This window comes from Streptomyces sp. bgisy100 (assembly GCF_057709105.1).
On record NZ_JBYITE010000043.1, the window covers coordinates 1 to 20,721 of the forward strand.

A 20,721-nucleotide genomic window follows, 5' to 3' on the forward strand; every position below is an offset into this window, starting at 1 on the left:
CCCCGGACTCGCGCCCCCTCAGACGCGGGGCTCCCAGCGGAACCAGCGCCGGACGGCCAGCAGCCCGGCCCCGGTCCAGACCAGAGCGGTCAGCGCCTGCCGTGCGGTTCCCGCCCCGGTGGCCTCGCCGGACCAGCCCGCACGGATCAGATCGGCCACCGGCGTCAGCGGCAGGAAGCGGCAGATCTCCTCCAGCGCGCCGGGCAGCGCGTCCAGCGGCAGGAACAGCCCGGAGCCCGCCAGCAGCACGATCATGCCCGGCAGGACGACGACCTGCGCGCTCTCGGCCGTCCGCGCCAGGGTGGAGGTGAGGGCGGCCAGCGCCGCCATCATCACCACGCCCAGCAGCACGCCCAGAACGGCGAGATGGGGCGCTTCGGGAGCCGGTACGTCGGCGACGACCGAGATGCCGACGGCCAGGGCCGCGCACTGGGCGAGCGCCATCAGGACCATGGGCAGGGCGGAGCCGGCGAGGATCACCAGGTCCGACACCTCGCCGGTCCGCATCCGCTTGAGGAACAGCTCCTCCCGGCGGGCCGCGTAGACGCCCGGCAGCGCGCTGTACAGCGCCATGACCAGGACGATCCCGAACGACATCGCCATCAGCGACGGCCCCATGGCGTCCGCCGCGGCCGACTGCCCGAACGTCTTGAGCGTGGGCTGGAACGCCAGGGTGAGCATGCCCGGCATGAACACCACGGTGAACAGGTTCGTCCGGTTGCGGAACAGCAGCGTCAGTTCCGCGCGCCCCAGGGCGGCGAGATGTGCGGTGCTGGAGCTCATGACGCGGTGGCCTCCGTGCCGTCGGTGCCCTGGGCGATGTGCAGGAACGCCTCTTCGAGCGAGGCGGACCGGGCGTTCAGCCCGGCCAGGCCGATGCCCTTGTCCCGGGCCCAGATCAGGGTCTCGGTCGTGGTGTGCTGCAGATCCCGGGTGGACAGCCGGACGGCGCGGTCCGCCGCGCCGCTCACCGTGGCGCCGAGGGCGGACGGGTCCGGCAGGTCCCCGACGCCGACGCCCGGCGGCAGCCGGAAGGAGAGCGTCGAGGGATGCTCGGCGACGATCTCGGCCACCGTTCCGGAGGCGGCGATGGTGCCCGCGTGCATGATGGCCAGCCGGTCGGCGAGCCGCTCCGCCTCCTCCAGGTAGTGCGTGGTGAGGACGACCGTCGTGCCCCGGTCGCGCAGGTTCTGCAGGATGTCCCAGGTCTCGCGGCGGCCCTCGGGGTCCATGCCGGTCGTCGGCTCGTCGAGGAACAGCACCTCGGGGTCGCCGAGGGTCGCGAGCGCCAGATCCAGGCGCCGCTTCTCGCCGCCGGAGAGGTTCTTGACGCGCACCCCCGCACGGTGGGTCAGCCCGACCGTCTCCAGTGCTTCGCCGGCCGGCCGGGGGCGGGACGTGCACCCGGCCCACATCCGGACGGTCTCGGCTACGGTCAGATCGGCGGCGAACCCGCCGTGCTGGAGCATCACACCGGTGCGGGGCCGGATCAGCGCACGGTCCCGGTGGGGATCGTGGCCCAGCAGCCGCACGCTGCCGCCGGTGGGGGCGGCCAGGCCTTCGAGGAGTTCGACGGTGGAGGTCTTGCCCGCACCGTTGGTGCCGAGCAGGGCGAAGAGTTCACCCTCGGCGACGGAGAAGGAGATGCCCCGGACGGCCTCGAAGCCCTTGCCGCCCGCGGGCCCGTACCGCCTCCGCAGACCGCTGACCTCGATGGCGTGAACATGGGATGTCATACCGGAATCCTGGCCGGACGCCGGTACGGATCATGATGAGCTGTGTCATCGATCCCGATGACATTTGTCATGACCTCCCGGACCGGCCGGCGGCCGGAACGGTTCGCGTCCGGCTGGACCCACTGCGGCCCGGACCGCGCGGTGACGGACGGTGGTGACGGGCCGGACGCGCAGTGATCCGCAGTGACCCGACGGGGCGCCGGGGCTGCTGCTGCGCCCCGTCACCCGGCCCGGGGCGTCCGCGACCCGGGCGTCACCCGGATGCGGCAGCCCCGGGTGAACGGCTCCGGACCGGATGGCCGGAGACGGGACGGCTTCGGACCGGATGGCCGGAGCCCGGACGGCTTCGGCCCGGACGCCCGGCCCGGACCACTTCGGCCGGGACGGCCTCGGCCCGGACCACCTCGGCCCGGACCGCCTCAGACCAGACGGCGGACCTGGACCACCGGGGACGGTGCCTGGTGTCCGCCGCTGGCGATGATCCGCACTTCGTCGCGGTCGCTGATCTCCGCCTGCACGATGCCGGTGTCGTCCGTGTAGACCGGGTGTCCGCCCGGGCCCTTCCGCTCGGTGCGGTGGACGACCACCACGTCCTCCGCCGCCGGGGTTGCGGAGCCCGGATGGACGAACACCAGCTCGTACTCATCGCGCTGCCCCATGACACCCTCCACTGTCGCGACCTCCCATGCACTGCATGGCTGTGTACCCAAAACGGTACATTTCATATCCTTTGTCATGTTGGACGGGTGCGGGGCCGACGTCGAGCGCAGGGCGTCGGCGGTCTCCCTCGCCGAACCCGCCACGGTCCGCGCCCGCACTCGAACGCAGGGCGCTCAGTCAACGCAGGGCGCTCATGCAACGCACGGTGCTCACCCGCCCACGCCGCGGAACAGCAGCCCCACATCCGCGGCGGCGACCGCGATCGTCGCCAGGAACGGCGCCCGCGGCCGCACCCGCCCCAGCAGGGCCCCGCCCCCGGCCGTCAGTGCCGCGAGGGCGACCGTGAGCGCTCCGTACCGGCCGGGCCCGCCGGGCATCGCCTGTACCAGCAGTGCCGAGGCGGCCGCCACCGGTACCGGTCCCAGCAGCCGGATCCCGGCCGGACCGAGGCGCTGGGGCCAGCCCCGCACTCCCGCCCTCAGGTCGTCCTCGATGTCCGGCAGCACATTCGCCAGGTGGGCGCCGACGCCGAGCAGTGCCGCCGCCGCCACCAGCTGCCAGCGCGGCCCGGGGTGTCCCGGCAGCCCCAGGGCGACGAAGGCCGGCAGGCACCCGAAGCCGACGGCGTACGGCAGCCACGACCAGGCGCCGGCCTTCAGTCGCAGGTTGTAGGCCCAGGCCGCGCCGACCCCGGTGAGATGCGCGACCGTGGCCCAGAGCCCCGACGCCAGGGACAGCGGTACGCACAGCGCGAGTGCGGTGACGGCCGCCGACCGCACCGTCGCCGCGGACACCGCGCCGGAGACCACCGGCTTGCGCCACCGTCCCGCGGCGGCGTCCCGGTGTGCGTCCACCGCGTCGTTGCACCAGCCGACGGACAGCTGGCCCGCCAGCACCGCTCCCGCCACCAGCGCGCACCCGGCGCCGCTCCGGCCCGCACGCACCGACAGTGCCGTGGCCAGCAGCGTCACCGCCGCGGTGGGCAGCGGGTGGCAGGCCCGGAGCAGTCCGCCCGCCGCGCCGCTGGGGGACGGGACGGCCGCTACGCCTGACGGGTCGTCGGAAACCACCCTCGGATCGTACGGCCGCCCGCCGTTCCCGCCGCCGCCGGTCGTGGTGGTTCATCGCGTCCTGCCATGGATTGCCCCGGATGGGTGTGCGCAAGCATGGCCCGGGCTCTCCGGGGGCACCACGATGAGGTCCCGACGACCGCCGCCCGACCGGGGAGCCGGATGAGCCGTATCGCCGCCGTACACGGAGTTCTGGCACCGCACCGTCATGAGCAGCGCGACATCACCGATCTGATGGCCCGTATCTGCCTGCCCGGCGGGGACCGGGGAGTCCTCGACCGACTGCACACCAACGCGGGCGTCCGCACCCGGCACACCGTGCTGCCCCTCGACCGGTACGCCGCACTCGACGGCTTCGGCATGGTCAACGACGCGTTCATCGCCGCCGCGACGGAGCTCGGCGCCGAAGCGGTCGACTCCGCTCTGCACGCCGCCCGCATCTCGCCCCGCGAGGTGGACCTGCTGCTGTTCACCTCCGTGACCGGCATCGCCGCGCCCTCCGTGGACGCCCGGCTGGTGGGGCGGCTGGGGCTGCGCCCCGATGTGAAGCGGCTGCCGCTCTTCGGTCTCGGCTGTGTCGCCGGGGCCGCCGGGATCGGCCGGCTGCACGACTACCTCCGCGGCTGGCCCGGCCACGTCGCCGTCCTGCTGTCCGTGGAACTGTGCTCGCTGACCTTCCAGCGGCAGGACGCCTCGCCGGCCGGGCTGGTGGCCGCCGGGCTGTTCGGCGACGGCGCCGCGGCCCTCGTCGCCTGCGGAGCCGACCGGCGCCCCAAGGGCCCGTGCCCCACCGTGGTGGCCACCCGCGGCCATCTGTACCCGGACACCGAGTCGGTGATGGGGTGGGACGTCACGGACACCGGATTCCGGGTGGTCCTCGACTCCACCGTCCCCGACGTCGTCCGCAAGCACCTCGCCGCCGACGTGGACGCCTTCCTCGGCGACCACGGCCTCACCCGGCGGGACGTCACCGCGTGGGTGTGCCACCCGGGCGGCCCCCGGGTGCTGGAGGCCATGGCCGAGACCCTCGAACTGCCCGACGGCGCCCTCGACATCACCTGGCGCTCCCTCGCCGCGGTGGGCAACCTCTCCTCGTCCTCGGTCCTGCACGTGCTGCGGGACACCCTGGCCGAGCGGCCGCCACCCCCCGGCACCCCGGGGCTGCTGCTCGCGCTGGGCCCCGGCTTCTGCTCCGAACTCGTCCTGCTGCGCTGGTGAAAGGGGGCCGGACGTGATCTGGTACGCGGCACTGGTCCTGGCCGTGGCGGCCGAACGGCTGGCCGAACTCGCCGTCGCCCGCCGCAACGCCCGCTGGAGCCGGGCGCGCGGCGGGGTGGAGTCGGGCCGGGGCCACTACCCGGTGATGACGCTGCTGCACACCGGCCTGCTGGCGGGCTGCCTCGGCGAAGTCCTGCTGGCGGGACGCCCGTTCGTCCCCGCGCTCGGCTGGCCGATGCTCGCCGCGGTCGCCGGGGCGCAGGCGCTGCGGTGGTGGTGCATCCGCACGCTGGGCCCGCGCTGGAACACCCGGGTGATCGTGGTCCCGGGCCTGCCGCGGGTGACCGGAGGGCCGTACCGGTGGCTGCGGCACCCCAACTACGTGGCGGTGGCGGTCGAAGGGGCCGCCCTGCCGCTGGTGCACGGGGCCTGGATCACCGCGGCGGCCTTCACCGCCGGCAACGCAGTCCTGCTCGCCACCCGGATCACCTGCGAGGACGCGGCCCTCGCGGCGGCCGTGCCCAGTCCGGGGGCGGCACCGGAGAAGGCCGTGGCGGCGGACACCGGCGGGGGAGCGGCCGGGTGATCGATCTGCTGGTGGCGGGCGGTGGACCGGTCGGGCTCGCCGCCGCCGCGCACGCCGCGCTGGCGGGTCTGGAGACCGTGGTGATCGAGCCGCGCCCGGGCCCCGTCGACAAGGCCTGCGGCGAGGGGATCATGCCCGGCGGGGTGACATCGCTCCGGCACCTCGGGGTGGATCCGCCCGGCCGGGAACTGCGCGGCATCCGCTATGTCGACGGCCGCCGGTCGGCCGAGACCGCCTTCCGCGGCGCCGCCGGCCGGGGCGTACGGCGCACCGTCCTGCACTCCGCCCTGGCCGGGCGGGCGGCCGGGCTGGGCGTCCGGACCGTGGTGGGGTCCGTGCGTGAGATCCGGCAGGGACCGGGCTGGGTGGAAGCGGCCGGCCATCGGGCGCGCTGGATGATCGCGGCCGACGGCCTGCACTCCCCGGCCCGGCGGGCGCTCGGCCTCGGCCTGCCCTCACGGGGCGGCACCCGCCGCTACGGCCTGCGCCGGCACTACGCGGTGGCCCCCTGGACGGACTTCGTGGAGGTCCACTGGTCGGCACTGGGGGAGGCGTATGTGACCCCGGTCGCCGACGACCTGGTCGGCGTCGCCGTCCTGAGCCCGGTCCGCTGCGACTACGCCACGCATCTCGCACGCTTCCCCCGGCTCGCCGCCGCGCTGCGCGGCGCACGTCCGGCGACGGGGGTGCGCGGTGCCGGACCCATGCGCCAGCGGGTCCGGGGGCGCGTCGCGGGCCGGGTGCTGCTGGCCGGGGACGCGGCGGGGTACGTCGACGCGCTCACGGGGGAGGGCATCGCTCTCGGTCTGGCCTCGGCGGACGCGGCGGTGCGCTGCGTGACCGCGGGGCGCCCGCAGGACTACGAGGCGGCCTGGCGCCGGCTGTCGCTGCGCCATCGGCTCATGACGGGGGCGCTGGTGCGCGCCGGCGGCCGGCCCGGCACCGCGCGGCTGATCGTCCCGGCGGCGGCGGGGCTGCCGGCGCTGTTCGGGGCCGCCGTGCACGCGCTGCAGTGACGAGCCGGGGTGACTTCCGGCGGGGTGCGCGTCGCGAGCAGGCCTCCGGCCCCCTCGGCTCAGTCGACCGGGTCCCGGACGACGACGGAGGCCCGCAGCCGTCTGCGCAGGCCCTCTCCCCGAACCACCGGACCGGCCCAACCGACCTGCGGGTGAAAGTTATTGACAGGCCGGGGGGTGCGTGGTGTAACTAACTTTCACCCCACGGCATCCGCGACGGCGAAGGGGTCCCCCATGACCACCTCCGTGCACGGGCCCGCCCAGGAGTCCGTCGGACGGCCCCGCTCCCGCCGTGCGCTGCTCGCGGGTGCGGCCGGAAACCTCATCGAGTGGTACGAGTTCGGCGTCTACGGCTACTTCGCGACCGTCATCGCCGCCACCTTCTTCACCCCGGACGGCGGCAGCAGCCTCGAAGGGCTCGTCGCCACCTATGCGTCCTTCGCGCTGGCCTTCTTCTTCCGGCCCCTCGGGGCCGTGCTCTTCGGCCGGCTGGGCGACCGGATCGGCCGCCGCCCTGCGCTGCTGCTCGCCCTGCTGCTGATGACCGGCGCCACCACCCTGATCGGCCTCCTCCCGGACCGCGCCGCCATCGGCGCCGCCGCCCCCTGGCTGCTCACACTGCTGCGGGTCCTGCAAGGGCTGTCCGCGGGCGGTGAGTTCGGCGGTGCGGTGTCGGTCCTGACGGAGTTCGCCCCGCCGGGCCGGCGCGGTCTGTACGGGGCCTGGCAGTCGTTCACCGTCGCGCTGGGGCTGCTGGCCGGGGCGGGGACCGCGGCGCTGACGGCGACCGTGCTCTCTCCGGCGGCCCTGCACGCGTGGGGCTGGCGGGTGCCGTTCCTGCTGGCTCTGCCACTGGGCGTGGTCGCCCTCCTGCTGAGGCTGAGACTGGAGGAGACCCCCGCCTTCCAGCAGGCCCGCGCGGCCTCCGCCATCGCCACCGGGCCCGGAGACACCGGGCCCCGAGACACCGGAGCGGCCCCCGCCGCGATCGCGCCGGACCCCCGCCGACTCGCCGGAGCCGTCCTGCTCGGGGCCGGACGCACCATGGGCTGGGCCGCGGCCGGGTACACCTTCCTCGTCGTCCTCCCCGGCTATCTGCAGAGCACCCTGCACACCACCTTCCGGCAGGCCCTGGTCGCCACCGTCCTGGCCAACCTCGGCTTCGCGGCGGCCATCCTCCCGGCGGGGGCGCTCAGCGACCGGATCGGCCGGCGCGCGGTGATGACGACCGGCGCCGCCCTGGCGGTCGTCCTCGCCTTCCCGCTGCTGAACCTGCTCCAGGACGCCGGGAGTTCGTCCCTGGCCAGGGGCACCGCGGTGATCCTGGCCGGGGCCGTCGTCGGCCTCATGGCCGGCCCGGGACCGGCGATGCTCGCCGAGATGTTCCCGGTGACGGTCCGCTGCACCGGCCTCGGCCTGGCGTACTCGCTCGCCAACGCCGTCTTCTCCGGGTGCGCGGGACTCCTGGTCACCGAACTGATCAAGCGGACCGGCAACCTCGACATCCCCGCGTACTACGTGGTCCTCACCTGCGCCGTCAGCGTCGCGGCGCTGCTCACCCTCCGCGGGGACGACCACCGCCGGCCCCTGCGCGACGACCGGACCGCCGGATGACCGGGGGACCGGACCCGGCCCCGGTGATCGGGCTGATGTCGGGCACCTCCTGCGACGCGATCGACGCCGCTGCCGCCGAGCTGGGCTTCGACGGCGACACCCTCGTACTGACCCCGCTGGGCATGGTCAGCGACCGTTACTCCGACGAGCTGTGGGAGGCCCTGGCCGCGGCCCTGCCCCCGGCGTCGACCACACTCGCCGAGGTGTGCCGGCTCGACACCCTCATCGGCCGGGCGTTCGCCGACGTGGCGGTCCGGGCCGACGCGGAACTGTGCGGCGGACGGGCCGGGCTGGTCGTCTCCCACGGCCAGACCGTCTACCACTGGGCCGAGAACGGCCGGGTGCACGGCACCCTCCAGCTCGGCCGGTCCGCCTGGATCGCCGAGGCCACCAGCTGTCCGGTGGTCTCCGATCTGCGCGCCCGGGACGTGGCCGCCGGAGGTCAGGGCGCGCCGCTGGTGAGCATCGTCGACACCCTGTGGCTCCGCGGGCGCCCCGGTGTCCCGGCCGCCCTGAACCTGGGCGGCATCGCCAACCTCACCGTGGTCCCGCCGGACCGGGACCCCGTCGCCTTCGACACCGGTCCCGCCAACGTCCTTCTCGACGCCGCGGTCCGCCATCTCACCGGGGGCCGACACGAGTTCGACGAGGACGGCGAACTGGCCGCCCGGGGCCGGGCCGACCCGGCGCTGCTGCACCGGCTGCTCGACGAGCCCTACTACGCCCGCCCGGCGCCCAAGACCACCGGCCGGGAACTCTTCCATCTGCCGTATCTGCGGGCGGCGCTGGCCGCCCGCGGACCGCTCGCCCCCGAGGACGTCCTGGCCACCCTCACCCGGCTGACCGCCCGGACCGTCGCCGACGCCGTCCGGGCCGTCGGTGCGACCGAGGTGGTCGCCTCGGGCGGCGGCACCCGCAATCCGGTGCTGCTGGGCGCGATCCGCGCCGAACTCGACGGGGTGCCGCTGTGCACCTCCGACGACCTGGGCCTGCCGTCCGCCGCCAAGGAGGCCTATGCCTTCGCGGTGCTCGGTGTGCTGACGGTCCACGGCCTGGCGGGCACGGTGCCGTCCTGCACCGGTGCCCGCCACGCCGCCGTCCTGGGCTCGATCACCCCCGGCCGCCGCCCGCTCACCCTGCCGGTGCCCCGGGCGGCGGCGCCGGTCCGGCTGCGCATCACCGGGGCTCCGGGCGACGGATCCGCTCCTCCGCCGCCCGGGCCGGGCGGCGGCGGGTCTGCCGGCTGAGGCCGGCCAGAGGCGGGGCCGGAGCCGGCTGACGGGCGGGCCGGTGTGCCACCGCCACCCGTCACCCTGCCCCGGACCGGCGGCTCAGGTGGTCTGCGCCTGCTCGTAGAGGGTCTTGGCCTCGTCACCGAAGTACGGGCCGAACATCCGGTTCGGCAGGAAGGTGTAGCCGAAGCTGTTCACCGAGGCCTGCAGTCCGGTGCCCGCGGACTCGTTGAACGAGGTGAACCACGGACCGCCGCTCGAACCGCCGGTCATGTTGCAGCCCATGCCGTGGTCCTTGGAGAAGAGGAAGTCCTTGGAGGTGTTCCCGGCGCAGTAGGTGAGCTTGCTGCCGTCGTACGGCGCGGCGGCCGGGAAGCCGAAGGAGTACATGGCCTTGTTGTAGCCGCCGTTGAACTGGAGGCCCTGGGCGCCGACCACATCCGTGAGCTTCTTGCCGTCCAGCGGCCCGACCACCGCCGCGCCGACGTCGTAGTTGATGTCCTCACTGGCCACCCACTGCGGCGTGGACATGATCTTGGTCGCGGTCCAGGTGCCGTGCGGTGTCTGACCGTCGTGATAGCCGGGCACGAACACCCAGTTGGTGTGCCAGCTGCCCTGGTACTTGACGCAGTGTCCGGCCGTGATGATCGTGCCGGCGTTCTTGCTGGTGACGGCGTTGCCGGAGCAGGAGGCGGTGCGCCCCTGGAAGGTGAAGAACACCCGCCCCGACGTCTTGACCACGGCGCCGCTGCCCGTCCACGACCCCCCGGCCTGCGGGAACGCCTGGGTGCCGTGGGTGCGGAGGGTGGGGGCGACGGTTGTCGTCCGGCCGTGGCTCCCGGGTGCCTTGACGTCGCCGGGACGGACGCTGAGCAGGTCGAGCGGCCGGGCGTTCCGCATCCGCTCGGGGGTCCAGAAGGCGCGGACCTTCTCCTGCGCGGTGGCGGAGGCCGCGGCGGTGCGGGCGGTGGAGCCGACGGCTGTGGTGGCGGTGGCGGACTGCAGTCCTGTGGTGCACAGGGCGCCGACGGCCATCAGGATGCCGGCGGAGATACGGAGGGGACGTCTCACGCGTACTCCTTCTGCCGATCCCGCGCGGGATGTCGCGCGGGCACTGTGGGGGCCGGACCGCATGGGTGCGCGGGCCGGGCAGATGAGCGGTGCGGATGCGCCGTGCTGATCGGCGGGACCGGTGCGGGGCACCGAGGTGGGTGGGGACGCATGGTGCGGATGCGTGGCGCTGATCTCGCGTGCCGGTGCGTGGTGCGTGGGGGCAGAGTGCCACGGGACCGCAGAGTTGTCAGTGGCTTGTCAAACAGCTGGCCGGATGTCGCCCCCGGCTCCGGCGCGGTCCCCCGATTCCCTTAGGTTGGTGGCCGGTTCGTAGGGTCTCGGGAACGCGACAGCGGTCCGGGACCTTCCGGACACGGCTCAGGTGACCGACAACCGGGGGCGGCGGAACCGTTCCCGGAGAACCCACCGGACGGGATGCCATGACCGACGCGATGTTCCGCAGCTTCTCCTGCGCCGGTGACGGCGAGCTCCTCGACGGCGTGGAGAGCCGGCCGTCCGGCCCCGAGTCCCCGTCCGCGGTGGTGCTCCTGCACGGCGCGGGGACGAGCGACAAGGCGCGCCTCACCGGTCTGATGGCCGACTTCTCGGCCCGCGGGCACCGTGCACTCGCCTTCGACTTCTCGGGACACGGGAGCAGTTCGGGCACCCTGCCGGAGCTGAGTCTGCGACGCCGCTTCACCCAGGCGGAGACGGTGATCGGCCGCCAGGTGCCCGCCGGCCACGACCTGGTGCTGATCGGCTTCAGCATGAGCGGCCAGACCGTCGCCGACCTGGCGCGGCACTACGGCCGCCGGGTGACCGCCATCGGCCTCTGTGCGCCTGCCGTGTACGCGAGGCGGGCCTGGTCCGTGCGGTTCGACGCGGGCTTCACCGACATCATCCGGACACCGGACAGCTGGCGTGACTCCACCGCCCTCGACACCTTCCGCACGTTCCCGGCCCGAGCGGTGCTGGCCGTGCCGGCCGTCGACGCGGTGATCCCGCCGGCCGTGACCGGGGCCGTCGCCGAGGCGCTGGCCGCCCGGTCGTGCTTCACCCACCTGACGTTCCCCGACGCCGACCACCAACTGGCGCTGTGGTTCCGGGACCACGCCGGGCACCGGCGTCGTTTCGTCGACGCGGTCCTGGCGTCGCGGGAGGACCCGGTGAGCGGTGACGCGGACGGGGTCCGGGCGGCGCCGCCCGGCCGACGGTCCGCGCCACCGGGCTGACGGGCGTCCCGGACCGCGCCCTCCGGCCGTCACGCGCCGAGCCGGTGCCGCCCTCCAGTCGTCACGCAGGCCGCGCCGGTGCCGACCTCGGGCCGTTCACGCACGCCGCGTCGGTGCTGCCGCACAACACCCGTCCGACGGCGGGGCGTTCCGGCACTTCACGTCCCGGAACGCCCCGTCGTCGTCGCCGTCCTCAGGCGGTGAGCTCGTCGCGGACCTCGCGGAAGGCCGCGACCGCGCGCCGGACGTCCTCGGTCGAGTGCGCGGCCGACAGCTGAACCCGGATGCGCGCCTTGCCCTGCGGAACCACCGGGTAGGAGAAGGCGATCACATAGATCCCCCGCTCCAGCAGGGCCGCCGCCATACGGCCGGCCAGCGCGGCATCGCCGACCATGACCGGGGTGATGGGGTGCTCGCCGGGCAGGATGTCGAAGCCCGCGGCCGACATCTCGCTGCGGAACAGCTCGGTGTTCTCCTTCAGCCGGGCCCGGCGGTCGTCGGAGGCCGCCAGCAGGTCGAGTACCTTCAGCGAGGCGCCGACGATGGACGGGGCCAGCGAGTTGGAGAACAGGTACGGGCGGGAGCGCTGCCGCAGCAGTTCCACGATCTCGGCCCGCGCGGCGACATAGCCGCCGCTGGCGCCGCCGAGCGCCTTGCCGAGGGTGCCGGTGATGATGTCCACCCGGTCGGTGACGCCGAAGAGCGCCGGGGTGCCGCGCCCGCCCTCGCCGGTGAAGCCGACGGCGTGCGAATCGTCCACCATGACCAGGGCGTCGTAGCGGTCGGCGAGGTCGCAGATCTCGTCCAGCGGGGCGATGTACCCGTCCATGGAGAACACGCCGTCGGTGACGATCAGCTTGTGCCGGGCGTCACCGGCCTCCTTGAGACAGCGCTCCAGGTCGGCCATGTCGCGGTTGCGGTAGCGGAACCGGGCGGCCTTGGAGAGCCGGATCCCGTCGATGATGCTCGCGTGGTTCAGCTCGTCGGAGATGACGCAGTCCTGCGCCGCGAGCAGCGTCTCGAACACTCCGCCGTTGGCGTCGAAGCAGGAGCTGTAGAGGATCGTGTCCTCCATGCCGAGGAACTGCGAGATCCGGGCCTCGAGTTCCTTGTGCGGCTCCTGCGTGCCGCAGATGAAGCGGACCGACGCCATGCCGAAGCCCCAGTCGTCGAGCGCCTGCTTCGCGGCGGCGATCACCTCGGGGTGGTCGGCGAGGTCGAGGTAGTTGTTGGAACAGAAGTTGACGACCGTGCCGTCGCCGACGGTGATGCTCGCCGTCTGCGGGCTGGAGATGACGCGCTCGGGCTTGTACAGCCCGGCCTCGCGGATCTGGTCCAGCTCGGCGCGCAGACTGTCGCGCATGCTGTCGAACACGGGGGCTCCTCGGTTGCGTGGTGGATGGCTGCCGGAGTCAGGGGAGGACGGGGCGCGTCCAGTCGATGACGACCTTGCCGCACTGGCCGGAGCGCGCCGTCGCGAAGGCCTCCGCGTGCTGCTCGAAGCCGAACCGGTGGGTGATGAGCGGCGACAGGTCCAGGCCGCTCTGCAGCATGACGGACATGGCGTACCAGGTCTCGTACATCTCGCGGCCGTAGATGCCGCGCAGGGTCAGCATGCGGGTGACGACGGTCGCCATGTCGAGCGACACCTGCTCGGCGGGCAGCCCCAGCACGGCGATGCGGCCGCCCGGGCTCATCGCGGCGACCATGTCGCCGAGGGCGTCGGCCCGGCCCGACATCTCCATGCCGATGTCGAAGCCCTCGCTCATGCCGAGCTCGGGCATGACGTCGGTGATGCGCGTGGCGCCCACGTTGACCGTCGTGACCGGACACAGCTTGCGGACCAGGTCCAGCCGGTGGTCGCTGACGTCGGTGATCACCACATTGCGGGCCCCGGCGTGCCGGGCGACCGCGGCGGCCATCATCCCGATGGGACCGGCGCCGGTGATCAGCACGTCCTCGTTGAGCACGGGGAACGACAGGGCGGTGTGGACCGCGTTGCCGAACGGGTCGAAGATCGCGGCGATGTCCGGGTCCACCTCGTGCCGGTGCACCCAGACGTTGGACTCGGGGAGCTTCACGTACTCGGCGAAGGCGCCGTCGGTGTGCACGCCCAGGCCGATGGTGCGGATGCACAGGTGCCGCCGGCCGCCCATGCAGTTGCGGCACTTGCCGCACACCAGGTGGCCTTCGCCGCTGACGGTGTCGCCGGGCTTCACGTCCTTGACGGCGGAGCCGGTGCGCACCACCTCGCCGACGAATTCGTGGCCGAGCACCCGGGGAGCGCTCACGGTGCGCGCCGCCCAGTCGTCCCAGGTGTCGATGTGCAGGTCCGTGCCGCAGATCCCGGTCCGGAGCACCTTGATCAGTACGTCCTCCGGACCCACCTCGGGAGTGGGCACGTCGGTGAGTGCCAGGCCGGGTCCGGCTGTCGTCTTCATCAGTGCTTTCACAAGTGCTTACTCTGCTGACCCGGCTCTGTGAAGTCCATCGCTATTATCTCAGGCATCCTGTGAAGGAAACCTTCACAGCGCTCTGGGATGATGGACCCGTGATCGACCCCCGCAGACTCCGTGTGCTGCGCGCCCTCGCCGACCACGGCACCGTGACGGCGGCCGCGCAGGCCCTCTATCTGTCGCCGTCCGCGGTCTCCCAGCAGCTCGCCGCACTGGAGGCCGAGGTCGGCCACAGCCTGCTGGAGCGGCGCGGGCGGGCCGTCGGTCTGACAGCGACCGGCACGATTCTCGCGGCCCACGCGGGGCGGATCGCCGAACAGCTGGAGCGGGCCGAAGCCGATCTGGCCGCGGTGTCCGAGGGGGTCGCCGGGGAGGTGACGGTCGCGGCGTTCGCCACCGCGATCACCGAGGTGGTGACTCCGGCGGTGGCCGCCCTGCGGGACCGGGCGCCCGGGGTGCACATCCGAGTGCGGGACGCCGAGGGACACGCCAGCCTGCGGCTGCTCGTGGACGGCGAGGCGGATGTCGCGGTGGCCGTGCAGCACCGGGACACCCTCGCTCCCGGCGAGGACCAGGTCCTGCGCCAGCCGCTCTACGCCGAGCCCTTCGACGTCGTGCTGCCGCCCGGCCACCCCGCGGGGCGCGCCTCGGAGATCGGGCTCGCCGCGCTCTCCGGCGACCCGTGGATCACTCCGTGGCCGGGCAACCCGGTCCACGACGTGGTGCTGCACGCCTGCGAGGAGGCGGGTTTCACCCCCCGCGTGGAGTGCGTGTCCGACGACTTCCGCGCCGTGTGCGCGCTGGTCGCGGTGGGGTCGGGGGTCGCCCTGGTGCCCCGGTCCGCGCTGCGCGGCATCGACCGCTACGGCGCGGTGGTCCGCCCGGTCGGCGGGCGCCCGCCGATACGCCGGGTGTTCACGGCCGTCCGCCGGGGCAGCGAGACCCACCCGCTGCTGGAACTCGCCCTGGCGGAGCTGCGGACCCAGGCCGAGGCCGGCTTCCGGGGCGACGAGGGTCGCTGATCCGACGGGCGGTCACCCCGAGCGTTCGGCGATCAGGGCCCCCAGGCCGTCCAGGATGCGCCCGAGCCCGAACTCCAGCGCCTGGTCGCGCTCCCCGGGCCCGGACACCGAGGTCAGTGCGGCGGTGAGGGCCGGGTAGTCCGCGCCGTGATTCCGCATCAACGCGCCGAGCAGGGTGGCGAGCCGGGCCTCCGGGGCCCCGTCGGGCCCCGCGGCGCGCGCCTGCTGGGCGATACCGCGGACATGACCGGAGAGCAGCACGACCGCGTCCATCCGTTCGGCGCCGGTGAGACCGGTGCCGTCCAGCGCGGCGATCGCCCGTTCCATCCAGGTCAGTTCCCCGGGGCCCATGACCCGCGGGCCGACGGTGGCGTCCAGCAGCCAGGGGTGCTCCCGGAAGACGGCGGCCAGTCCGTGGGCCCAGTCGCCGAGACGTTCCCGCCAGCCGCTGTCCGGGCGGTCCGGTGGCGGTGCCGTGCCGATCGCGCTCTCCACCATCAGAGCGATCAGCTCCGCCTTGCCCGGCACGTACCGGTAGAGCGACATCTTGGTGAAGTCGAGCAGCCCGGCGACCCGTTGCATCGAGACCGCGGACAGCCCCTCCCGGTCCGCGAGTTCCACTCCGGCGCGGGCGATGCGGTCCAGGCTGAGGGCCGGTTTCGGGCCCCGTGAGGGCTTCGGGCGGGGCCCCCAGAGCAGTCGTACGCCGTCGCTCAGGTCGTCGTTCATCCGCCGCTCCCGTCCCGGAGTCCTGTCGTCGGTGTTGCCTCGCCCAGAAACTGTGTCTACCGTACACAACAAGAATCAGTGTCCTCGGGACACAGTTATGGGGGAGTGGTTGCATGAGGGGGACCGTTCTGATCTCCGGCGCGGGCATCGCCGGTCCGGCGCTGGCCCACTGGCTGGGCCGGTACGGATTCCGGCCCACGGTGGTCGAGGTGGCGCCCGCGCTGCGCGGCGGCGGGCAGGCCGTCGACTTCCGCGGCGCGACCCAGCTCACCGTGCTGGAACGCATGGGAGTGCTGCCCGCGCTGCGCCGCATCCGGACCGGCGGCAGCCCGCTGCGCTTCGTCGACGAGCGCGGCCGGCAACGGCTGCACCTCCCGGCCGAGTTCGCCGGAGGCGACCTCGAAGTGCTCCGCGGCGACCTGTCCCGGGTGCTCCACGAGCACAGCCTGCCGTCCACCACGTACCTCTTCGGTGACACGATCACCGGCCTCACCGAGACCGCGGACGGGGTGGACGTCCGCTTCCGGCACGCCGCGCCGCGCCGGTTCGACCTGGTCATCGGGGCGGACGGGCTGCACTCCCGGGTGCGGCGGCTCGCCTTCGGGCCCGAGGAGCGGTACGTCCGGCACCTCGGCTACCACGCCGCCACCTGGCCGGTGCCCGACTGGCCGCACCCCGGCCCGGGGTCGGTCGGCCTCAACGTGCCGGGCCGGCTCGCCAGTGCCGGCGGCCACCACCGGGAGCCGGGGCGGGCCGGCGCCTTCGTCGTCTTCGCCGCACCCCGGCTCGCCGAGCACCGGCACGACCCGGAGCAGCAGAAAGCCCTGATCGCCGAGGCGTTCATGGGTCTGGGGTGGGAGGTGCCGCGGCTCCTGGCCGCGCTGCGGGAGGCGCCCGAGCTGTACTTCGACTCGATCAGCCGGGTGGACATGGACGCCTGGTCCACCGGGCGGATCTGTCTCGTCGGGGACGCGGCCTGCGGCGCCACCCTCGGCGGCATGGGCACCGGGACCGCCGTGGTGGCCGCCCATGTGCTGGCCGGTGAACTCGCGTCGGCCGGCGGCGACCACCGCACGGCCTTCACCCGGTACGAGAACCGGCTGCGCGACTACGCCCGGCGCTGTCAGGAGGGCGGCGACCGGGCCGGCCCCTTCCTCGCGCCCCGGACCGCGACCGGCATCCGGCTGCGCAACGCTTTGCTGAGTCGGCGCCCCGTCCTGAACTGGATGCTGCGGCAGGGACAGCGGGTCAGCTCCGTCGACCTGCCCGACTACGGAGTGCTGCCCGACTACGGAACGCTGAACGACTACGGAGCCCTGCCCGACCACGGAGCCTTGAACGGCTACGGAACCCTGAACGACTGACGAGCGCGGAACGACTGCCGAGCCCTGCCCGGTCACGGATCCCCGCCCGGTCACGGATCCCTGCCCGAGCGCGGGGCCCGGACCGAGCCCGGAGCCCCGCCCGGCCGCGAGGACTTCCCCGCCGACGGAGCCACCGCGAGCGGCCCGGCCGCCGGCAACCCACCGACGGCGTGACGGAGCAAGTCCGGGATCCGGCAGCGGAGACGGGGGAGAGGGGCGCCGGCGACGCACCGGCCCCGTCTCCGCCGCAGAACGGCTCACACAATGCCCTCCGCGATCTCCGCCTGCTCGCGGCTGGTTCCGTAGGCGGCCGGGGTGCCGTACGAGCGGCGTGCCAGGAACCACCACACGGTGGCGAGCACCAGCACCACGGCCAGCGCGATCGAGGCGTAGTTCATCGACGCGACCGTCACCGGCGCGGACTGCGGCAGACAGAACAGCACCGTCACGAACGCCACCCACACCACGGCCACCCACCCGACCGGCCTGCTCCACCGGCCCAGGTGCCAGGGCCCCGGCACGAACCGGTCCCCGGCGCGCAGCTTCAGGAAGATGGGGATCGCATAGGCCGGGGTGATGCCGATGACGTTGATCGCCGTCACCGCGCCGTAGGCGGTGGCCGAGTACAGCGACGGCAGGGCGAGCAGGCAGGCCACCGAGACCGACAGCCACACCGCGAGGACCGGGGTCTGGGTACGTGCGCTGACCCGCCGCCAGAGGGCCGAGCCCGGCAGCGCGTTGTCCCGGCTGAAGGCGAACACCATCCGGCTGGCCGCCGCCACCTCCGCGTTGCCGCAGAACAGCTGCGCCACGATGACGAGCAGCAGCAGGGCGGTGGCGCCGCCGGTGCCGAGGGCGTCGAGCAGGATCTGCGCGGGCGGCACGCCGGTCTCGCTGTTCTGCGTCCCGGCGTAGTCCTGAATGGCGAACGTCAGCCCGGCCAGCAGCACGAACCCGGCGATCCACGACACCCAGATGGCGCGCACGATGCCGCGGGCGGCGGAGACCGACGCGTTGGACGTCTCCTCCGACAGGTGCGCCGACGCGTCGTAGCCGGAGAAGGTGTACTGCGCCAGGAGCAGCCCGATCGCCGCGACGTAGACCGGGTTGGACCAGCCCGTGTCGTTGACGAACTCCGTGAACACGAACTCCGGCGACCGGTGGTGCGACGGCACGATCACCAGCGCGCCGACGATCACGGCGACACCGGCCAGGTGCCACCACACGCTGATCGAGTTCAGCACGCTGACCAGCCGCACCCCGAAGAGGTTCAGCACGGCGTGCAGCAGCAGGATGCAGATGAAGACGACCATGGTCGACCCCGGGGTGGGATCGAAGCCCCACTGGAGGTTCAGCAGTGCGCCGGTGAACAGCGCCGCGCCGTAGTCGATGGCGGCGATCGCGCCCAGCAGCCCGAGCAGGTTGAGCCAGCCGGTGTACCAGCCCCAGGTGCGGCCGCCGAGCCGGTCCGCCATGTAGTAGAGGGCGCCGGACGTCGGGTACGCGCTGGTCACCTCGGCCAGCGCCAGGCCCACGAACAGGACGAACACCCCGACGCCCGCCCAGCCCCACAGCATCACCGCCGGGCCGCCGGTGTTCAGCCCGAAGCCGTAGAGCGTCATGCAGCCGGACAGGATCGAGATGACGGAGAAGCTGATGGCGAAGTTGCCGAAGCTTCCCATGCGGCGGGCGAGAACCGGCTGGTAGCCGAGTTCCCGCAGCCGTTGTTCCTCGTCCCGCTGCGGGGCCTGGTCCGTGTCTGACCATGCCGTGCGCGGCATCGGTGCACCTCCGTGGGTCGGTGGTAATCGGTGGGAAGGGGGCCGGTGGGCCCGGACGGGGCGCGGGGCTGTCCGGGAGTCCGCGGCCCGTCGGTCGGGCCCGTCGGGGGCGGCGCGGCGGTTCATCGGTGCGGATCCGGGATCTCACCGGCGGCGAGGCAGCGGGCACGGGCCCGCAGGAACACCTCCTGGGCGGGCTCGGTGCCGCCCGGCTCCGGAGTGCGGTACGCCCAGGGCAGGGCGGTGCAGTAGGGACCCAGCGCCTGGAACACCCGTGCCGCGTCACCGAATTGCAGGGCGCCCCACAGGGCGTGCGCGAGGTGGTTGAGATCCAGCAGCGAGCAGGCCTCCGGTGCGGTCCGGTCGAACCAGCCGTGCAGGGCCCGGCGGGCGTCCCGGGTGGCGTCCTCCGCCACCCAGTGGAGATCGAGCGCCTTCTCGTGGCCCTGTTCCATCCGGTAGCGCTCGACCCGGACGTACAGCGGCAGCGCCAGCAACGGCGATCCCTCGGAAGCGGAGGAGGCCGCCCACTGGGCGAACGCGACCGCCTCCGCCAGCGAACGGTGCGCCTGCCGCACGCAGTAGAACTGCAGCATCCGGTGGTGGGCCTCGCGGTTGCCCGGGTCGCGCCGGGCGGCCTCCGCCAACAGCCCCCAGGGGCCCGGGAAGAGCATCGGGCCCGGCGGCGGAACGCGGTGCTCCGGCGACTGCTGCTCCGGATCGAGCCGCGCCAGGGCCAGCAGGCACACCCAGGGCACCGGGTCCTCCGGCGCGGTGTGCGCGGTCACCCGGCAGCTCTCCCAGGCCTCCCGCCACAGCTCGCCGGTGCGCGGATGGCCCTCCCGGTGGGCGCGGAGCGTCCGTTCCACCGCCACCCGGGTCCGCATCACCGCCGCGGCGACGCTGCGCGGTTCCTCCGACCGCCACGCCTGCACCACATCGGACCCGGCGGCTCCGGCAGCCAGGATCTGGGTCCGCTGCGTCCACAGGGCCCAGGTGGGCGTGTCGGCCAGCAGATTCCGCATCGACAGCCAGCGCCCGGCGCGGAGGTCGTCCATGGCGACCCGGAGCGCGGTGTCGTGGCCGGCCGGGTGGTACACCGGACGGAACTCACCCTCGGGCATCCGCCTGCGCCCTCCCCGTACGGGCCGCTGCGCTGCGCGGGCTCAGCACCGGTGTCCACCGCCGCAGACGCGCGCCGCCGAGCGGCGCCCGGCGCTCAGGGGCCGGGAGCGCCCCGCCCCGGGGCGCGGCGGAGGTCTGTCGGCCGCGGTCCCCGGCGGGCCGGAGGACGGTGCCGCTCCCCGCGGCGGGGGGCAGGCGGCCCGGGGGCGGTGCCCGCCCCCGGCCGGAGGCCCGAACGGGCCTGGGCGGTCCGGTAATCCACTGCTGCGGTCGGTCGGCGTGATCGTCATGGGCCCTCAGGGACGGTGTGGGGGTGGGACGGATCCGGTGCCCGGCGCCCCCGGCACTGCCGCCGTGGACCCGGGAGGCCGAACCGCCCCGCTGGCGTCCTGCTGTTGCACGGCGGTCAGTGTAGGTCCGATCACCAGTGCGGGGGAGTCATAGTGATCTTCATCGATAACTTGGCCGCGTAACCATTCCGCGGCCCCGTCAACGCCGTCCCGACCGGCGGAAATTGCGGGCACGGGCGGGCCGTCGGCCGGGGGCGTGGTGTCCTTGACGGCGTTCCCGGGGCTGATCCACGCTTGCGGTGATCCGGTCACGGGTGCCTCTCACGGGCGCCTCGGGAACGTGCACGTCTGCCGCCGGACGCATCCGAGAGACCCGCCAGAGGAAATCCGCCAGAGGAAATCCGCCAGTGGAATTCCGAGAGAAGAAGAAGCGAACCATGCCGGCTGCCGAGCCCCATCCCAGCACAGAGCCCACCCCACCAGGGACCTCCGGCGAGCCCGGCGCGTTACCGCGGGCCGCGCACCCCGGCGCCGGGG

General features: G+C 73.8%; 18 protein-coding genes. 8 read left to right on the plus strand and 10 right to left on the minus strand.

Annotation, left to right across the window (positions count from 1 at the left end; all coding sequences use genetic code 11):
• Positions 1–18: 18 nt before the first annotated feature.
• The 4 genes from AC3EQ1_RS24290 to AC3EQ1_RS24305 form a co-directional block, all read right to left on the minus strand.
• Positions 19–783 carry an ABC transporter permease gene (locus AC3EQ1_RS24290; protein WP_432096452.1) on the minus strand — a complete coding sequence of 255 codons (765 nt, stop codon included), beginning with the start codon at positions 781–783 and terminating at the stop codon, positions 19–21.
• Positions 780–1,736 carry an ABC transporter ATP-binding protein gene (locus tag AC3EQ1_RS24295; RefSeq protein WP_432096453.1) on the minus strand — a complete coding sequence of 319 codons (957 nt, stop codon included), beginning with the start codon at positions 1,734–1,736 and terminating at the stop codon, positions 780–782. The genes AC3EQ1_RS24290 and AC3EQ1_RS24295 overlap by 4 nt, the downstream gene beginning before the upstream one ends.
• Positions 1,737–2,155: 419 nt before the next feature.
• Entirely contained in the window at positions 2,156–2,395 is a 240-nt protein-coding gene (locus AC3EQ1_RS24300; RefSeq protein ID WP_432096454.1) for a DUF6296 family protein, read from the minus strand.
• Positions 2,396–2,605: 210 nt separating this feature from the next.
• Positions 2,606–3,466 (minus strand): UbiA family prenyltransferase, encoded by an 861-nt coding sequence (locus AC3EQ1_RS24305; RefSeq protein ID WP_432096455.1) that lies wholly within the window; start codon positions 3,464–3,466, stop codon positions 2,606–2,608.
• A 162-nt stretch (positions 3,467–3,628) separates the two neighbouring features.
• Here AC3EQ1_RS24305 and AC3EQ1_RS24310 point away from each other — a divergent pair, with 162 nt between their 5' ends.
• From AC3EQ1_RS24310 to AC3EQ1_RS24330, 5 genes are all read left to right on the plus strand, one after another.
• Positions 3,629–4,684 carry a type III polyketide synthase gene (locus AC3EQ1_RS24310; RefSeq protein ID WP_432096456.1) on the plus strand — a complete coding sequence of 352 codons (1,056 nt, stop codon included), beginning with the start codon at positions 3,629–3,631 and terminating at the stop codon, positions 4,682–4,684.
• A gap of 13 nt (positions 4,685–4,697) precedes the next feature.
• The gene (locus AC3EQ1_RS24315; RefSeq protein ID WP_432096457.1) at positions 4,698–5,270 is read left to right on the plus strand and encodes an isoprenylcysteine carboxyl methyltransferase family protein; all 573 of its coding nucleotides are present in this window, start codon (positions 4,698–4,700) and stop codon (positions 5,268–5,270) included.
• A complete protein-coding gene (locus AC3EQ1_RS24320; RefSeq protein ID WP_432096458.1) occupies positions 5,267–6,286 on the plus strand; it encodes an NAD(P)/FAD-dependent oxidoreductase in 1,020 nt (339 codons plus the stop codon). Before AC3EQ1_RS24315 ends, AC3EQ1_RS24320 begins: the two co-directional genes overlap by 4 nt.
• Positions 6,287–6,520: 234 nt before the next feature.
• A complete protein-coding gene (locus tag AC3EQ1_RS24325; RefSeq protein WP_432096459.1) occupies positions 6,521–7,900 on the plus strand; it encodes an MFS transporter in 1,380 nt (459 codons plus the stop codon).
• Positions 7,897–9,147, plus strand: a complete 1,251-nt coding sequence (locus AC3EQ1_RS24330) for an anhydro-N-acetylmuramic acid kinase (RefSeq protein WP_432096460.1) — start codon at positions 7,897–7,899, stop codon at positions 9,145–9,147. The genes AC3EQ1_RS24325 and AC3EQ1_RS24330 overlap by 4 nt, the downstream gene beginning before the upstream one ends.
• 84 nt (positions 9,148–9,231) lie before the next feature.
• Here AC3EQ1_RS24330 and AC3EQ1_RS24335 read toward each other — a convergent pair whose 3' ends face one another.
• On the minus strand, positions 9,232–10,167 hold the full coding sequence (locus AC3EQ1_RS24335) for a trypsin-like serine peptidase (protein WP_432096500.1): 936 nt from the start codon (positions 10,165–10,167) through the stop codon (positions 9,232–9,234).
• Positions 10,168–10,625: 458 nt separating this feature from the next.
• Between AC3EQ1_RS24335 and AC3EQ1_RS24340 the strand changes: the two genes are divergently transcribed.
• The gene (locus AC3EQ1_RS24340) at positions 10,626–11,417 is read left to right on the plus strand and encodes an alpha/beta hydrolase (protein WP_432096461.1); all 792 of its coding nucleotides are present in this window, start codon (positions 10,626–10,628) and stop codon (positions 11,415–11,417) included.
• Positions 11,418–11,610: 193 nt separating this feature from the next.
• On the opposite strand, the gene AC3EQ1_RS24345 is transcribed toward AC3EQ1_RS24340, so the two are convergent.
• The gene (locus AC3EQ1_RS24345; protein WP_432096462.1) at positions 11,611–12,792 is read right to left on the minus strand and encodes a glycine C-acetyltransferase; all 1,182 of its coding nucleotides are present in this window, start codon (positions 12,790–12,792) and stop codon (positions 11,611–11,613) included.
• A gap of 37 nt (positions 12,793–12,829) precedes the next feature.
• Positions 12,830–13,870 carry an L-threonine 3-dehydrogenase gene (gene tdh / locus AC3EQ1_RS24350; protein ID WP_432096463.1) on the minus strand — a complete coding sequence of 347 codons (1,041 nt, stop codon included), beginning with the start codon at positions 13,868–13,870 and terminating at the stop codon, positions 12,830–12,832.
• A gap of 98 nt (positions 13,871–13,968) precedes the next feature.
• On the opposite strand from tdh, the gene AC3EQ1_RS24355 reads away from it, so the two are divergent.
• Complete coding sequence (locus tag AC3EQ1_RS24355; RefSeq protein ID WP_432096464.1) at positions 13,969–14,895, plus strand: LysR family transcriptional regulator; 927 nt, start codon at positions 13,969–13,971, stop codon at positions 14,893–14,895.
• Between the two features lie 12 nt (positions 14,896–14,907).
• Here the strand turns inward: AC3EQ1_RS24355 and AC3EQ1_RS24360 are convergent, their stop codons facing one another.
• Positions 14,908–15,624, minus strand: coding sequence for a TetR/AcrR family transcriptional regulator (locus tag AC3EQ1_RS24360; RefSeq protein WP_432096465.1), 717 nt, complete (start codon positions 15,622–15,624; stop codon positions 14,908–14,910).
• A 113-nt stretch (positions 15,625–15,737) separates the two neighbouring features.
• Here AC3EQ1_RS24360 and AC3EQ1_RS24365 point away from each other — a divergent pair, with 113 nt between their 5' ends.
• Positions 15,738–16,988 carry an FAD-dependent monooxygenase gene (locus AC3EQ1_RS24365; protein ID WP_432096466.1) on the plus strand — a complete coding sequence of 417 codons (1,251 nt, stop codon included), beginning with the start codon at positions 15,738–15,740 and terminating at the stop codon, positions 16,986–16,988.
• A gap of 257 nt (positions 16,989–17,245) precedes the next feature.
• Here the strand turns inward: AC3EQ1_RS24365 and AC3EQ1_RS24370 are convergent, their stop codons facing one another.
• Complete coding sequence (locus AC3EQ1_RS24370; protein WP_432096467.1) at positions 17,246–18,769, minus strand: amino acid permease; 1,524 nt, start codon at positions 18,767–18,769, stop codon at positions 17,246–17,248.
• A 122-nt stretch (positions 18,770–18,891) separates the two neighbouring features.
• Positions 18,892–19,893 carry a hypothetical protein gene (locus AC3EQ1_RS24375; RefSeq protein ID WP_432096468.1) on the minus strand — a complete coding sequence of 334 codons (1,002 nt, stop codon included), beginning with the start codon at positions 19,891–19,893 and terminating at the stop codon, positions 18,892–18,894.
• Positions 19,894–20,721 lie beyond the last annotated feature (828 nt).